General features: G+C 50.5%; 15 protein-coding genes. All 15 read right to left on the bottom strand.

What is annotated here, in order from left to right; genetic code table 11:
• Window positions 1-16: 16 nt before the first annotated feature.
• A complete protein-coding gene (locus AB4Z29_RS11265; RefSeq protein WP_441943151.1) occupies window positions 17-1,453 on the bottom strand; it encodes an aldehyde dehydrogenase family protein in 1,437 nt (478 codons plus the stop codon).
• A gap of 26 nt (window positions 1,454-1,479) precedes the next feature.
• Window positions 1,480-2,352 (bottom strand): dihydrodipicolinate synthase family protein, encoded by an 873-nt coding sequence (locus AB4Z29_RS11270; protein WP_441943152.1) that lies wholly within the window; start codon window positions 2,350-2,352, stop codon window positions 1,480-1,482.
• A gap of 45 nt (window positions 2,353-2,397) precedes the next feature.
• Window positions 2,398-3,468, bottom strand: coding sequence for a M24 family metallopeptidase (locus AB4Z29_RS11275; RefSeq protein ID WP_441943153.1), 1,071 nt, complete (start codon window positions 3,466-3,468; stop codon window positions 2,398-2,400).
• Window positions 3,469-3,481: 13 nt separating this feature from the next.
• A complete protein-coding gene (locus tag AB4Z29_RS11280) occupies window positions 3,482-4,357 on the bottom strand; it encodes a carbohydrate ABC transporter permease (protein ID WP_441943154.1) in 876 nt (291 codons plus the stop codon).
• On the bottom strand, window positions 4,327-5,232 hold the full coding sequence (locus tag AB4Z29_RS11285) for a carbohydrate ABC transporter permease (protein ID WP_441943155.1): 906 nt from the start codon (window positions 5,230-5,232) through the stop codon (window positions 4,327-4,329). The genes AB4Z29_RS11280 and AB4Z29_RS11285 overlap by 31 nt, the downstream gene beginning before the upstream one ends.
• Before the next feature lie 102 nt (window positions 5,233-5,334).
• On the bottom strand, window positions 5,335-6,741 hold the full coding sequence (locus tag AB4Z29_RS11290; RefSeq protein ID WP_441943156.1) for an ABC transporter substrate-binding protein: 1,407 nt from the start codon (window positions 6,739-6,741) through the stop codon (window positions 5,335-5,337).
• A 146-nt stretch (window positions 6,742-6,887) separates the two neighbouring features.
• The gene (locus AB4Z29_RS11295; protein WP_441943157.1) at window positions 6,888-8,465 is read right to left on the bottom strand and encodes a response regulator; all 1,578 of its coding nucleotides are present in this window, start codon (window positions 8,463-8,465) and stop codon (window positions 6,888-6,890) included.
• Window positions 8,466-8,473: 8 nt separating this feature from the next.
• Complete coding sequence (locus AB4Z29_RS11300) at window positions 8,474-10,285, bottom strand: cache domain-containing sensor histidine kinase (RefSeq protein ID WP_441943158.1); 1,812 nt, start codon at window positions 10,283-10,285, stop codon at window positions 8,474-8,476.
• A gap of 33 nt (window positions 10,286-10,318) precedes the next feature.
• Window positions 10,319-12,277, bottom strand: a complete 1,959-nt coding sequence (locus AB4Z29_RS11305) for a glycoside hydrolase family 127 protein (RefSeq protein ID WP_441943159.1) — start codon at window positions 12,275-12,277, stop codon at window positions 10,319-10,321.
• Between the two features lie 339 nt (window positions 12,278-12,616).
• Window positions 12,617-12,967, bottom strand: coding sequence for a hypothetical protein (locus AB4Z29_RS11310; protein ID WP_441943160.1), 351 nt, complete (start codon window positions 12,965-12,967; stop codon window positions 12,617-12,619).
• Between the two features lie 181 nt (window positions 12,968-13,148).
• Window positions 13,149-13,652, bottom strand: a complete 504-nt coding sequence (locus tag AB4Z29_RS11315) for a DinB family protein (RefSeq protein WP_441943161.1) — start codon at window positions 13,650-13,652, stop codon at window positions 13,149-13,151.
• 130 nt (window positions 13,653-13,782) lie between these two features.
• On the bottom strand, window positions 13,783-14,322 hold the full coding sequence (locus AB4Z29_RS11320) for a DinB family protein (RefSeq protein WP_441943162.1): 540 nt from the start codon (window positions 14,320-14,322) through the stop codon (window positions 13,783-13,785).
• Between the two features lie 278 nt (window positions 14,323-14,600).
• A complete protein-coding gene (locus AB4Z29_RS11325) occupies window positions 14,601-15,020 on the bottom strand; it encodes an NUDIX domain-containing protein (protein WP_441943293.1) in 420 nt (139 codons plus the stop codon).
• Window positions 15,021-15,033: 13 nt separating this feature from the next.
• Window positions 15,034-15,540 carry a GNAT family N-acetyltransferase gene (locus tag AB4Z29_RS11330; RefSeq protein ID WP_441943163.1) on the bottom strand — a complete coding sequence of 169 codons (507 nt, stop codon included), beginning with the start codon at window positions 15,538-15,540 and terminating at the stop codon, window positions 15,034-15,036.
• A gap of 212 nt (window positions 15,541-15,752) precedes the next feature.
• Window positions 15,753-16,475 carry a metallophosphoesterase gene (locus AB4Z29_RS11335; protein WP_441943164.1) on the bottom strand — a complete coding sequence of 241 codons (723 nt, stop codon included), beginning with the start codon at window positions 16,473-16,475 and terminating at the stop codon, window positions 15,753-15,755.
• Window positions 16,476-16,490: the final 15 nt, after the last annotated feature.

Raw genomic sequence — 16,490 nt, forward strand, 5'->3', positions numbered from 1 at the left:
CTCCGTTCATCGCGCTTTAACGGTATTGAATCGCGCATGTTTTCAGATGGGAGTAAAAGTCGAGAGCCGATTGGCCCTGCTCCCTGCTGTGGGAGCTGGAATCTTTCATTCCGCCGAAGGGTGCCTGATATTCGACACCTCCCGTCTCCTGATTGACGCGGACCATGCCTGCTTCCGCTTCTTCGAGAAACCGGAACGCGTTGTTCAGGTCTCTTGTGAATACGGAGGCGCTAAGTCCAAATACAGTCCGGTTAACGAGGCCGATCGCTTCGTCAACGTTATCCGCAGGGAGCATCACGGCAAGCGGGCCGAACACTTCCTCTTGCACGAGTCTATGATCGGCTCCGACTCCCTCCACAAGCAGCGGGGAGATATAATACCCTTCTCCCTCTCCATCGGCACTAGAGCCGACAGCGATTGTTCGCGCATCCGCAAGGGCGGTCTCCACGTACCGGTTAACAGACTTGAATTGCTCCAATGAGGCGACTGGACCGAGGTACGCTTCTTCGGTTTTTGCGTTCGCCATGCGAAGCTTCACTATCGCTTCGGCCGCTTTGGACGCAAATTCATCGTAAACCGCCCGTTCGACGATAACCCTGCTCGTCGCCGTGCATTTCTGCCCCGCTGAGCGAAAGGCGCCGCTAACGACGGCCGCAACAGCCGCATCGAGATCGGCGTCACGCAGGACGACGGCGGCATTTTTGCCGCCCATCTCGGTCTGGTACTTCAAATTCCGCGCAGCACTGGCAGCCGCGACCCGAAGCCCCGTTGCGGAAGATCCGGTAAAGCTGATCGCATCGATCTTCGCCTCCTCCAGAAGCGCCTCTCCAACAACGCTCCCCTTTCCAATAATCAGATTAAGCGTACCCGCGGGCAATTTAGCTTCGGCGAATATTTCCATGAGTTTAACCGCAGTAAGACAGCCGTTCTCTGCCGGCTTCCATACGACCGTGTTGCCGCATATTAAAGCGGGAGCGATCTTCCATATCGGAATAGCCACTGGAAAGTTCCAAGGCGTAATGACCGCAGCTATTCCGAGTGGAACGCGAACCGAATACTGCTTCACATTCGCGAAGGCCGAAGGAATAATCTGGCCGTTCGCACGAACACCTTCCGCTGCGTAATAGTGAAGCAGCTGGACGCCACGCGCCACTTCCCCGCGCATCTCGGCAATTGGCTTGCCCATTTCCCTGCTGGCCAGATTAGCAAGCTCAGCTCCATGGGCCTCAAGCAAGCCGGCCGTGCGATAGAGACAGTCGCCTCTTGCGGCTCCCGTCATCGCTGCCCACTTCGGCTGCGCGGTCCGTGCCGCGTCGACTGCCGCATACAATTCCTCCTTGCCCGACAAGTGAACGTAGCCCACCGTTTCTGTTAAATCGGAAGGATTTCGGATTTCGAGCATACCCGCTTCCGGCTTGCTCCACTCTCCGCCGATCCAGTTCCTGGATTCCATGCTGCTTCCCTCCTTCTGAATTTCACCTATTCGCTCGTCGCGTACGCATACGCCTCTCGAATGTCGTTCTGTTCCGCCTCCGTTAGCGGCAGACGCGGCGGGCGGGTCAAGCCCATAGGTCGACCAGCCAATTCCATGCTGTATTTGATCGCCTGAACGAGGCGCGGATTCGCATCCCAATGGAATAACGGAAGCAATTTGCGATAAATAGCGATCGCCTCTTCCAACTTGCCCTGCTGTGCCAGCTTGAACATGCGGACGCTCTCCGACGGCAATACATTCGTAAGGCCGGCAATCCAGCCCGCTGCACCAAACAGTCCGCCCTCCATAGCCAAATCATCCACGCCGATCATGATCTGAAGATCGGTCAGCCTTTGAATATCATGTACTCTCCGAATATCGCCGGAAAACTCTTTGACGGCGACAACATTCTCGATGAAGGACAGTTTTTGCAGAAAGGCGGGCTTCATGTCAGTTGGATAATCATGCGGGTTGTTGTATACGACGATCGGCAGCCCAACCGCAGATAGCGATTCGTAATGATGGATCACTTCGGCCTCGGACGGCCTATAACTGATCGGCGGCAGTGCCATAATGCCTGCTGCGCCGGCTTGCTTGGCATGTTCCGCCCATTGAACGGCCATTCCCGTAGAAGGCGCAGCCGTTCCGACGATGACAGGCACCCGCCCTGCAGCCGCAGCAATTGCAGTCTCGACTACCGTTCTTCGCTCTTCTGGCGATAAAGTGGCGTACTCTCCGACTGAACCGGTCGGGACGATGCCGTCTACGCCTTCGCGGATCAACCAGTCGACATGCTCCTCTAAACGGGTAACATCCACATTTAGCTTGTCATCAAAAGGGGTAACGATAGCGACATAAACGCCGGAAAATAAACTCATATTTGCTTCCTCCTCGGTACGACGGCTCGGCTCGAGCCGTCCAATTTAGAGCGCGATCAGCGCTTTGGGACTTGATGTGAGTACGTCCACGCCATTCGGCTTTATAAGCACGTCGTCTTCGATGCGGACGCCTTCAACATTAGGAATGTATATGCCTGGCTCAATAGTCAGGACGTTGCCCGGTTCCAGGATCGAATCGCTTTGCCGCGATAGACGAAGCTGCTCGTGTATTTCCAAGCCGATACCATGCCCGAGTCCGTGTCCGAAATATTCGCCATAGCCCCGTTCCGCGATGACATCACGGCCGAGGGCGTCTCCCTCCTTGCCGTCCATTCCGGGACGCAAGCCTCGAATCGCTTTTTCGTTGGCGGCTAGCACCGTATCGTAAATCTCACGCTGCCTCTCGTCGGGCTTGCCTACGAACACCGTCCTTGTCACATCCGACATGTAACCGTTCACGACCGCGCCGAAATCAAGCGTTACGAATTCGTTATTGCCGATTTCCTTAGCGCTCGCCACGCCGTGCGGAAGCGCCGAGCGATAGCCCGAGGCGACGATGAAGCCCGGCCATCCGCATTCCGCGCCGAGCAGCCGGATACGGTATTCCAGCTCCGCCGCGATTCTCCTCTCAGTCGTGCCAGTACGGATGAGAGGCAATATATGAAAGAACGCCTCTTCCGCAATGCGGGCTGCTTCCCGGAGCGACGCGATTTCGGTTTCATCCTTGACGTTGCGAAGCTTCTCCACGATTTCTTCGGTCGGCAAGCACGCGATGCCGGATAATTCCTCTTGCAGCATTTTCGCTTGCGCCAAGGTCAGCCGATTTGCCTCGACGGCGAGCTCTCGAACGCCAAGCTTGCGGATATGCTCCGCGATCGACGCGAGAGGTTGATCCCCGTGCCGCTCCACTTCGAAGGTCGCCGCCTGCTCCTTCGCTTGCGAAAGATACCGGAAATCCGTTAGCAGCAAGGCATGCTCGCCCGTTACGACCGCATATCCGGAAGATCCTGTAAACCCGGATATATACCGGCGATTCGGACCATGCGAGATAAGAATAGCTTCGAGCTTCCTCTCTTTCAACACGGACCGCAGCCGTGACAACCTTGCATTCATCATCCGATGTCCCTCCTTAGCCTTTAATGCCAGTGAGCGTAATCCCTTCGATAAAGTAGCGCTGCGCAAGGAAAAACAGCAAAATAATCGGTGCGACCATCGTAGCCGATGCGGCCATCAGATAACCCCACTGCGCATTGTAAAGCCCTTTGAAGGAAGCCAGGCCAAGCGCCATCGTAAAGTTGGATTCCGAGCTGAGATACAAGGTAGGCTCCAGAAATTGATTCCACACGTCATTGAACGAAAACACGGTTATGACGAGCACAGCAGGCTTCGAGAGCGGAATAATGACCCGCCAAAGCACGGTCAAAGGGCCCGCCCCGTCCATGTAAGCCGCCTCGTCGAGCTCCCGGGGAATGGAAAGGTAAAACTGACGCATTAGAAATATTGCGAACACGCCTTGCCCTGTGTAGACGCCTGCACCGAACCAGGAAGGAAGCGCGAGCGGAACGAACGAATCAAGCGCCCCTACTTCCCGCCATAGGACGAACATCGGAATCAGCGTCGCTGCTCCAGGCAGCATGCCGGTTGCCATCAGCACGCCGAACACGATATTTCGGCCCGGCCATCTCAGCCTTGCGAACGTATAGGCGGAGATGATCGTCGTTACAAGGACGCCGCTGACCGTAAGCAATTCAAGCGTCATCGTGTTCAGGAAGAAGCGGCTGAACGGAACGGCCGTAAGTGCCTCCGGATAATTGCTCCAACGAAAAGGACTCGGAATCCACTCCGGCGGGAAAATGAATATCTGCGCATTATCCATCAAAGAGCTTCTAGCGAGCCAGATGAGCGGCAAAATCATCAGCAAGCTGAGCAAAATGAGCGTTACATAAGTGAAAATGCGGGGACTCGTTCTGCTCACTACTTTCCTCCCCCTTCGTAATACACCCATTTGCGCGACGTCCGGAACGTAATGAGCGTCAGCACGACGATTATGATGAATAAAATCCAAGACAACGCTGATGCATAGCCGATTTTCGTCTCCGTGAAGGCAACGCGGTACAGATAGACCACATAGAGCAAGGTGGCATTATTCGGTCCGCCCTGCGTCATGACATACACGCTGTCGAAGCTTTGGAAAGCCCCAATCTGCATCATGACCATGTTGAAGAATATCGTCGGCGTCATCGAGGGCAAGGTAACATGGTAAAATTTGCGCCACGCTCCTCCCCCGTCCACTTCGACCGCCTCGTACAAATGTGCGGGAACGGATTGCAGCCCTGCCAAAAAAATAATCATATAATTGCCGACGCCCCACACGCTCATAAGCGCAATCGATGGAATCGCTGTTTCCTCCGCATAAATCCATTGGCTTCCGGGCAATCCCACAAATTCAAGCATCGAGTTGAGCAAGCCGAAGTCGGGGTTGAACAGCCACAGCCAGAGCATCGTGCTTGCAATCCGGGGGACTATGGATGGCAAAAAGAAGATCGTCCGGAAAATGGACAAGCCTTTCACTTTGCGGTTAAGGAGCATCGCCAGCCCGAAAGCGGCGATAATGGCCACCGGAACCGTGGCGAGCACATAATAGACCGTCACGAACAGCGACTTCGTAAATACCGGATCCTTCGTTAATATCGTCTCGTAGTTTTTCAAACCGACGAATGAGGATTGACCGCCGATTTCCCAATCGGTCAAGCTGAAGAAAAAGGACGCAATGATCGGTCCAATGGCGAAGAGGATCAATCCGAGCGTAACCGGAAGCGCGAGCAGCATGCCCCAACGGCGTTCCATCTTAAGCAATCCTGATTTGTTGCGTTGTTTCATATTGACTCCCTCCATCCGGAATAGGTGAGCGATGCGGCAATCAGGGGACGGAAGCGCAGCGGCAGCCACCACTTTCCGCCCATTGCTCTGATTGAATGCCGTTTATTCGTTCGGATATTCCCCTTGAATGAGGGGCTCAATCTGCGGCTTCAGCTCGTCGAGCGCTTCTTGGGCCGTCTTCTTATTCGTCCATATAAGATCGAGTCCTGGCGTAAGCTTACTGTTGATTTCAGGCCAATTCTTGATCGCCGTTGACGGGGATTTGACGGCGTAACCTTTCGTATATTCGATTCCTGCCTTCAGAAATTCCGGTGGATGCGCCGGATTGTCGGTCCACTGCTTAATGGAAGCTTCCTCCGTATAGTATTTCTCCTCCGTCGGCATCCAAAGGCCCGTTCTATACAGATCGACCTGATCCGGGTTGTTATGGTACAAATAAAACTCCAACGCTTCGGCAGGATGTTTCGTTGATTGGAATACGACCGTCGTGCCTGCCAGAATAACCGTCTTCGGCTCCTTTAGCTTCGGCAATACGCCAATGCCATAGTTCAACTTTTTGTTGTTCGTCAAGTCGAGCAGCGCCCACGTTCCGTCAAGCACCATCGCGACTTTGCGCGTTTGAAGACGAACATGGTTATCCGGCATGTTTTGCTGTTGAATCAGATTTGGGGAAACGTGATGGACGTAGATCAAGTCCTGCAGCTTTTGGAACACCTCAACGGATTCCGGCTCATTAAGCGCGTAGCTTTTTCCTGAATCATCCAGAATCCCTGCACCGTTGCTCTCGAGAAGCGGACCGTAAGTGCCGCGGTCCGTGCCGAACGAGAAGCCGTAGGTGTCAATGTTCTTCTCATCGAAGTTCGGATCTTCCGCATTCCGTCCTTTGTTGTCCTTTGTCAGTTTCTTCGCGACGGAGACGAACTCATCCCACGTCCAAGCTTGCATCGGGTCGGACGGCGGGAGTGGTACGCCAGCTTCCGAGAAAATGTCTTTGTTGTAGTAAAGCACCATGATTTCGAGCGCGGTAAAGTTGGCAACCGCTTTGCCTGGCTCCGTGAATAAATATGAAGCTTTCAGCTTGTTCTGCAGCTCGGGGTAACTGTCGTAGTATTGGCTGAAATCAAGCAGCTTGCCTTCGCTTCCCCATTTGTTCGTCAAGCCATCTCCCAAATAAGCAACGTCCGGCAGCTCGTTGGCCGCCATAAGCGTGTTCATCTTCGTGTTGTAATCCCCTGGTACGTGCTCGCCCGACACTTGGATGTGCGGATGAGATTCATTAAACGATTTGAGCATCTGCTCCATAGCCTTTTTCTCGTCCGTGCTGCCCCAGTACATGAACTTCAGCTTAACCGTTTCCTTCGGTGCGTCGCTTGTTTCTGCCGGCTCCTGCGAGCCGCTTGGGGACGACGTCGCCTCGTTGCTGCCGTCGTTCGAGCTGCAGGCTGCAAGGAAGGCAAGCATAACTGCCAACAATAGGAAAAACCACTTTCGTCTGCGTATCGCCATCATGTAGGGATCCCCTCTCCATATGGAAATATATCTTACAAATCTATTATCCTGCTTTTCAACTGTCGCCTATATAAGGTTGCTCCATGTCCTCTTTGTTTTGGTTCGATTGTTTCCGCCTTTACAAACAAAATCGATATCCCTGTTGATCAGAGATATCGTTTGCGAAATTCCGAAGGCGTCAAGCCCATATTTTTTTTGAAAGCGATGCTGAAATAATTCGTATCGGAATAACCGACAGCCTCGGCGATCGCCGACACCTTCTGACCTGGATCAAGCAGCAGCTCTCGAGCTCGCTCGAAACGAACGCGGGTCAGGAAATCAGCGAAGCACTCGCCGGTCACCTGCTTGAAGCGCGAGCTGACATACTTTGGGCTTAAGTGCAAATAGTCCGCGAGACCATTCAGACTAGCATCCTTATGCAAATGCTCGCGAATCCAATGGCGCGCATCCTCGAACATTTTGGGAACGGCAAACTCCCGCGATTCACGGATCCATTGCCCGACCTTTTCGAAGTAATCGGAGATGAAGGCTACAATCTCGCTTCCACTTGCCATACGCGACATTTCGAGTAGCGGATCGCGGCAGAAGCGCGCGCCTCTATCCGGCAGCGGAAAGTCCTGAACGACGCGCATGACGTACAGCACCAGCTGTGTCGCCATAAGCTTCACTTGACGCGATGGCAGGCCGGCGAACTGCGCCGTCCATTCCAGCAGGATGGATGAAACCGCCCCATCGTTCCCCGCGCGGATTTCGGATAGCAGAATCAATTCCTTATCAAGCAGAGTACGATTGCTCGTTGCCGCGATTTGCACGCTTTCATACGGAATGATCTGACCATCTCCTACCCAGCCCTTGTGCTCAGCAGCATGAACCGCTTCCCTGTAGGCCTCCGGAAGCAGCTTCAGCTCCTGCACCAGCCGGCTCGCACCGATTGTAATCGACACGTCCATGTACGATTGGACAGCGGCACGCACACTCTTGGCCGCCTCCGTTACCGTCTCCTTGCCGGCGGCAGACAGCACGATGAGCATCCGATCGGGAGAGGTGGCTGCACCGTATGCTTCAGAACAATGCTGCGCCGCTTCTGAAGAGAGCTTGGCGAATGCGACGCCGTAAAGCTGGCGATCATCGATCGTCGACAGCCGAGACGGGATGACATCCATCTCGCAGCACAGCACAGCGAAAGGCGGCCTCGCTTCCGCTAGCGGTGAATGAGCGGCGCGGAGCGCCTCAATGGCGTCTCCCCACGACCGCCGCTGCAGCAGCAAGTCCAACAGTGCATATTCCTGCATGCGGTGACGCTCCCGGCTCCGCCTTGCATCGCTGCTTTCGTCCAAGCGCCCGCGCCTCGACAGCCGCTCCTCCGCACGATGCAAGCCGGACGCCAGCTCTTCCTTTGTAATCGGCTTCAACATATAATCGACGGTTTCGAGCGTAATCGCCTCTCGAATGAAAGCCATGGAATTATAGCCTGTCAGAAACAGCAGCTGCGTCTCTTCGTCTATTGCCCGAATTCGCCTCGCCACATCCAGTCCGCTGAAATCCGGCAGATTGATATCAAGCAGAACAATGTCCGGTTTCAGCTCCTTGTAGAGGCGAATCGCCGTTTCCCCGTCTTCGGCAGCTCCCACCACCTGAATAGGAAGCTCCATCTGCGCAATCAGATGCTTCAAGCCTTCGCGAATGTGGTGTTCGTCGTCAACGATCAGCAATCGACGCATCATATCCCCTCCTAGGGCTGCCCCTCATGAATTGGAACGTACAAAGTAACCGTCGTATATTTCCCTAGCTCGCTTATAATTTGAACCCCATATTCGGATCCGTAGTGACGAAGCCGTTCATGTACGTTTCTTAAGCCAAAGCCGATTGCGCCACCATCCGATTGCTGTCTATCCAGCGTTCGCCGAATCTCGTCAAGCCTTTTCTCGGGTATGCCGTTCCCGTCATCGCTGATCGTAAAGCGCAAGCGCCCCTGCTCACGAAAGCCGGTCAGCATCAGATAAACAACGTCTTTCCTTAATTTTGCCCCGTGATAGATGGCGTTCTCCACGATGGGCTGAAAAATCAGCTTTGGCACGCGGCAGTCTAGAATATCCTCGTCGATCTCCGAAATCCATTCCAACTTGTCTTTGAATCGGAATTGCTGGACGCGCACATAAGCGCCGGCATGCTCCGCCTCATTAGCGACACGAATTTCCTCACTGCCTTGACTAAGCGCTATTCTGAAAAATTTGCCGAGAGCTCCAATCACCTCGGACATCTCGTTCTGTCCGTTCGTAAGCGCCAGCCCATTCAGCGATTCCAACGTATTGTAGAGAAAATGGGGGTTAATCTGCGCCTGCAAAGCCCGAAACTCTGCTTCCTTCCGTGACAGCAGCGCTTCGAATACCCTGTCGTTCAATTCTTTGTTTTCCTGCATCATTCGCTCGAACCGATCCCCGATTTGACCTACTTCGTCGAGCGGATCGAAGGGAGGGAGTACTGGAGCTTTGCCAGTCGTCGTGCCCATCAAGCGGTGCAGACGGCGAAGCGGACGCCTGATCGTATCGCTCACTCGGTAAGTGACGATCCAGCCGATCACGAACACCACGAGAAAAATTTCCACCGTCCATCTGCCGATCTGATCAGCGTCCTTGAACAGCGCATCCGCATCCGCCAAATGCAGCAGCGTCCATTGATTCGCTGCGAGCGGGGCGTAAGAGACCATCGTCCGTTTGCCGTTCCAGCTCGTCCATCCTTTATCCTTTGTCGGAGAGTCAGCAGCACCAACCGCTACTTCACGCAGAGCGCGATAATCAGCTTTCGCATCCTCCGGCATTTGATAGACCGGATTTCCTCCGCTGTCCACAATCCAGAACTGTTCCTTCTCATTTGGGTTTAATACCGATATGCCGCTAAAAAAATGCACCTTCTCGATTTCCAGCATTAAAAATCCAATATCATCGTAATTTCCTTCAGTCTGCCTTAGCAGCTTTCCGACGTACAGATGCTCATCATCATCTGAAGGGTCTAGGGCTCCTTGAAAGGGGGAGCCGTCATGCCACATGATGCGATTGTCGCTTCGCAGCTGATCATAGTAAATGCGGGCTTCCAGCTCAGTAGGGAGACCCCCGAAGCGGATCGAATCGTTGCCTTGATAGAACGATTGATGCTCGCCGCCTCCGGGGGCATATATAAGTGTGGATATGATGTAGGATTTCGTCTGCGTTTGCGCTCGAATAATTTTATTCACCCGATCTACGTTGCGAAGAAATTCGTAATCGTCAGTCGGGCGCAGTTGCAAGATCGCTTGTACTTCGGGGTTGCCTAGAATGGCATTAGTCATATCGTGAAGATCGGCAATGGTGCGGTTCAAGAAACTCTCGCTCATTTGCCTCGATTGCGTCGCACGCTCCTCCGCTTTACCGACGAGGGAATGTACCGCTATGCGGTGAAAAGTAAAGGTAAGGACGAACATCGGCACGATCGTAAGCAGCAAGGTAAGCATCAGAAATTTACCCCGTATCGTACGGATTTTCCAAACGTTCCCTCGCCGTAATTTCATCCATCATCCGCCTTCCTTTCGGTTGAAGGCATTTTATTCGTATCCAAGCTCTCGTTCTCGTATCCAGACCGACATTTCGCCTTCCTCGCGGTTGGCCCAAGCATAATAAGGTACAAAAACGGCTTTCGTTTGTTGTTTGGCATACCGTTTAGTGGTGTACAACTCGGTGGATACGTCGCCATAAGCCGTTCTCCAAGCATCCTTCGACGCAATGACATAAACGCCTTCCAGCAGATCCGGCACGAACGCCCCTTCGAATGCCGCACTGGATGACAGCTGCAGATCGCGAAGGTTCGCGCCGTTATCCACTTCCTCCAAGCAATAGAGGACCGGCCCGCGTTGGACAGCCGTTTTGCCGCTTGCTTCCCGAAGCTCGGGATGCGCCCGTACCAAGGCGACGCTCATGTCCAGCTCCAGCTCGACGATATCGCCTTCGCTCCATATTCGTTGGATTTTCACATATCCCTTCTCGGTAATGCCAGTAGCATCAATCTCGACACCGTTCAAACGGATGACGGAGCGCTTTGACCAAGAGGGAAGCCGAAGCGCAAGCGCAAACTCTGCCGAACCGCTGGATATTTCAAGCACAACGTTGCCCGTCCAAGGATACTCTGTCTGTTGGTGAACGGTGATTTTTCCACCCTTGAATGTCTGCTCTGTGCGGCTGCCGATATACTGATGCACGTACAGCTCATCCTCATTCACAGAGTAAATATAACTGCTCAAGGAAGCAATGAACCTAGCGATATTCGGCGGGCAGCACGCGCAGCCGAACCAAGGTTGTCTACGAGTTCTTGCACTTGGGATATCGTCCCTACGACCGCTGACGACGGGCCAAACCTCCAGTGGATTGACATAAAAATAGCTGCGTCCGTCTAACGAAATACCGCTAAGGAGGCCGTTGTACAACACCCGCTCAATCACGTCAGCATAGTGCGAATCCCCCTCAATCTGGAGCAGACGCTGTCCCCAGTTCAGGAAGCCGATCGCGGCGCAGGTTTCGGCGTATGCGCGATCGCTCGGCAAATCATAGTCAAACGAGAACGCTTCGTAATAATCCGAAGAGCCTATGCCTCCCGTCACGTACATTCTGCGCTGCACGACGTTGTCCCACAGCGACTTGACCGCCGCAAGCAGCGAATCATCGTTGTATTCATCAGCGATATCCGTTGCGCCAGCGAACAAATACACGGCACGTACGGCGTGACCGTCAGCCGTCTCTTGTTCGCGTATCGGCTCGTGCGATTGGAAGTACTCCATCGGCCGGCGATCAACGCGTTCCTTACGGCCGGCGGCGAGCCGCTTTTCCAGCTCAACGTCGAAATATTTCGGTTCCCGTCCCCGCTCCTCGACGAAAAACCGGGACGTTTCCAGATACGACTTATTGCCGGTCAGCTTATACAGCTTGACTAGCGCAAGCTCGATTTCCGGATGGCCACAGTAACCAGGGAGCTGCCCTTCGCGAGCTCCGAACGTCGCGACGATATGATCTGCGAATTTGCACATAATATCGAGTATTTTCTGGTTGCCCGTCGCTTCGTAATAAGCGACCGCAGCTTCCATGAAGTGGCCGGCATTGTACATTTCATGGTCGTCCCTTACATTCTCCCATTGCTCACCGGGTTTCAGAAGCTGATAATATGTGCCGATATAGCCATTGTCCATCTGCGCGCTGCCAATCAGCTCGATTGCTGCGTCCGCCAGCTTCTCAAGTCCCTCGTCTCGATGCTGCTGCAGTACAAAGCCAACCGTTTCCAGCCATTTCGCCAAATCGCTGTCCTGGAATACGAAGCCGTGATGTCCGCCTATTCTGCCTTCCGCAGCAGCGCGAAAATTGGCAATCGTGCCGCTTTTCTCTGCCCCTTCAATCCAATCGTTAAGCGCTTCCCACTGATAAGGAACGACAACGTCCCTCACTAGATCCTGTCTAGAACTCCAAAATCGATCTATGATGGTCGCTTTCGAGACCGCTACCGGATTCATCTTTCTCATCGGTTTATCCCTCCGCCGTACATGGAATGCCTAACTCTTTCAAATTACCATGCGGAGAGAGTGCTGTCAGTCCGTCAAAACAATACAATTGGTAGATAAAACCGACTTTTACAGGTTTAAGCCTAATTGAGCCTGCATGGCCCACTGTGTATTTTTAAGTGAGAAAGGAAAGGTCGCTGCTATGAAGCTTCGAAGTCCTAGCGTGTTGTAGCAGCATGCCGATATGCCGAGGGAGGATATTTATCAATGAGCTCGGAGAAATAAATGAAATATAAAAAGCCGCGTAACATAGACGCGGCAATTTGTTCTACTATGTGGGCAAATGATGTATTCATATTTCTAAACAACTTCAAATTCAAACGTTTGGCAATAAAACGAAAAAGAGTCTTCCTCATCTTCTTTAACTTTAAAACGTATCCCTTCCAATTGGTCCTTGGATATATCAACAATATCGATATACAAATTCAAAATACCCCAAATATTCCCGATTTTCAATTCGAATACATTCAAAAAAGTTACTGCTAATATTTGATCATTCTCGTAATATGGATAATTGCATAAAGTAATTATGAAATTTTGCTCTATACCGCCGTCTTCACTAAACTTGCGAGAGTAATGATAGGAATGTAAATATCGAAACTGATCATGCAGCACATTAAAAGATGAGATTAATTCTAGTGATTTCTTCATCGGTCAAACACTCCATCTACACGTACTTCTAAGTTCAATTTCCAAAACAATAAATGCTGTTGACTGCGTCAATTCGAATGATCAAATCATGTGCATAAAGATAAAAAAATGTCGCGCCTTTATTATGAAAGTCCTAAAAATCCCGCTTCAACCAACGGTCAAAGCGGGAATTAGTCATACTCTATATTACCGGGGCCGGTGCACCAAACTCAGCCCACTGCTCTTTCGTCGGGCCGTAAAGATCCGGCACACGAAGGCCGGCTTGACGCATTAGAACCGTCATTTGACCGCGATGATGAATCTCATGCTTGATGAGAACATCCAGCATCAAGCCGTTCGGCCATTGATCGCCATACATATCGGACATGATGAACAGATTCTCATCCTTCCAACTGGACTGTACCGCATCTAGGAGTGCTTGCGAGGTCCGCTTATAAAGCGCTGCTATCTCCGCTGCCGAAGCTGGCACCGTCACATCTTCGCCCGGTCCTTCAAATGTTAATCCTGTCCGCGTTGGCATTTCATGCACCGTCTGCACAAGATGCCATGCAAGACGTCCAAGCGTTCGATGTTCGCTCGTTATCTGTTGTCCAAGAGACTCATCTGTAAGCGCCTCTAGCGTCCGCAGCGTTGCTGCTGTTTCATAACTCCAAGCTGCGGTAAAGTCCTCGATTTGTTTAAACATATCCAACATCTCCCTTTTATAATGGATTCACGCCATTATATCATTTTTTATTTCCATTTTAGCAATGGGCTAAGCATAATATTTTACTAACTAATCTATTCTCCATGCTTCTTTAAAAACGGTAATTGATCTAATTAGCAGGTACTGTTGTTATGCTCGGGTTTGCTTCATCCTGATACATAAAAAGTCCATATTCCGTCATTACTGAGGAATGACCCAGTTGGCGAAGCATTGCAGACAGGTTTCCTCGGTGGTACGTACCATGATTCGCAACTTGTATAATAAATTCTGAATATCTCGTATTCAAAATTCCAGCATAAGGATTATCCAAAACTACCTCTTTCTCAAGATCCTCATGTTCGTTTATACAAGCTTTGAATCTCATGGACAAATCATCATACATCGTCTCCAATTCCTCAAGACTTTTTGCTTCTGCATCCGCCTCCATTTGAATAGATGCTTGCATCGCTTCATTCATGCTTTTACCCATCAGGATATCCAGCCAACAGCAATCAACCCTGTAGATATGGGCCATCACTTTCGACACTGAAGAAAACACGCTTTGAATCTCTTGCTTGTATACATGCTGCGGAAGCTGCTTTAATCGATTAAAGATTATTTTATTTGCCCATACATGATAGTCATAAAATCTCGTACTATGATTTGTCATTTGAATAACCTCCAGTTTAGGTAGCGTACTTATGTATCCATCATACAATGGCTACCCTGACTACAGTATGTCAGGGTTATACGAAAGAGCAGTTCCTCCCGTGAAGCAGCTTTGTCAATTTCGGCTTTCTATCTCCTTTATCACTATCATGTCCCGATGTTTCAGAAAAATAAGGATAGACTAGCCCCAATCATACAAACAGCGGCTGCCATAGGCATAAAAATAAGCCCTAGACCGCCGCTGTTTTATTGAACTTTCTTTACCCGAATGCTTCATGACTACCCAAGCAACCTTTGTTTATCTTTAACCAAGCTTTGACTGTCCTCATCCCATACGACAGATATCTCAAAGGTTCCTTTTTCGAAAAATAGGGGCAATCTACGTTTAAACCATGTCTGCATCGGCAGGTTCATGGCATCATTGATATCCACCCAATACAATTCACCTTCAGGCGGATTCGCAAGCAATTTCCCTTCAACTTTAGTTACTAGATAATTGAAGACCATATATCTGTATTTCGTTTTAGGCACGACATATTCGTCTATTCCTTTAAAAATCAAGTCCTCAGGTTTTGCAATTAATCCGGTTTCTTCCCTAAGCTCGCGAACAGCCCCTTCGGTAAAACTTTCAGGAAATTCGACCTTTCCTCCGATACATTGACCACCCTGTCTCCAGAGTGGTCCCTTATATTCGCGTATAACCTTCTTTTATTTATGAAATCAAAATTTCTTTCTCCATAATAAAATCGTCCATGACAAATCCATTGCCGATATCCGCAATTTGCTCTTGTACGATCTGAAATCCTTTTTTCTCGTATACCGCAATAGAGGATTCGTTATCACGGTTGACTGTCAGCCAAATATGGCTTAGATTTCGGTCTTTGCACAGCTGCTCAAGGAATGCCGAGGCTTGGCTCGCATAGCCCTGTCCCCGGTGCTCCTTGCTTATATAAAATTTGCTCAGGAAGAGCTTGTCCTCTTCTTCTCTGACCGACATATACCCGACCACGGATTCACCATTATGGATGAAGTAATATTCATAGCCCTGATGGTCAATCTGGTCCGTAATCGCAGAAATCGATTGGAATTTGCCAATCATGTATTCAATTTGTTCAATTGTAATAATGGATACGTAATATTCGCGCCATATCGCTGCCGCCAATTGAGCAACCACAGCGACTTCTTCCGCAATTTTCACTTGAGGAAATATAACTTTCATGACAGGTGCCGCCTTCCATTGATCTTTCATTTCATGCTTCTGATAGAATATCATATATTCGCAGAAATGGTTTAGTCGTAAATATCAACGAACATACCCTGTTCAAAATCTCCTTAAAACAAAAACTCTATTATTTTCTGTGCAGTTTCCTCTGGTGGTGTCAACATACCGTTATCTTTGACCATTTCGAATAACGCTGAAGTCTCAAGCATTCAATCCTTGCTCTCTAAACTTGCATAACTATATTCCAAATGCTCGCTAATGATTAAAGCATTCAACTGGTACCCGAACTTGATGCCGCCATCTATGCCGATCATTTGTTTCCCGAACCATGGATCAAATTGTTTCGAATGATGCAGCCTGGCGGTGACCTCGTGCCCGAATACAATCTTTTTAAAAATAGGCAATATTCCATCATGAGTATGGAATTTACCCCTAATCCAGCGATAATCCTTGGTAGAAGTATGGCGCCAGTGCGATAATTCTGGATCGATACCCGCGTGCACATAGATATGATGTTGATCTTCTGTAAAGTACTTTAGATTCCGAAGGAAATGAACTTCTGTTGCATACTTCTGCTTGATATAAATTCGCGCCTTCTCATCATCCAACTCATCCACATACCAAGGACAGAACGAACGAATGGTTTGCCAGCCTCCATTGCGAGCTGACGTATATGGAGAAAGGATATAATCTCGATCATCCAGCCAATTTAAAAACATATCGTCATGGTTGCCGCCAATACAACTTACCCCGCTTAATTTATCCAATCCTCTTACATGCTGCACGACTTGTAGAGATGAAGGTCCGCCATCTACATAGTCGCCAAGCAAAACAAGCCGGTCATGAATAGCGTTGTATTGAATCATATCAAGTAACGATAAAAAAGTCTGATAATAACCATGAATGTCTGAAATAACAACGGTTCTCCTCATTCTACTGTGCTGACC

The organism is Paenibacillus sp. 2TAB23 (genome assembly GCF_052115165.1).
Lineage (GTDB): Bacteria > Bacillota > Bacilli > Paenibacillales > Paenibacillaceae > Pristimantibacillus.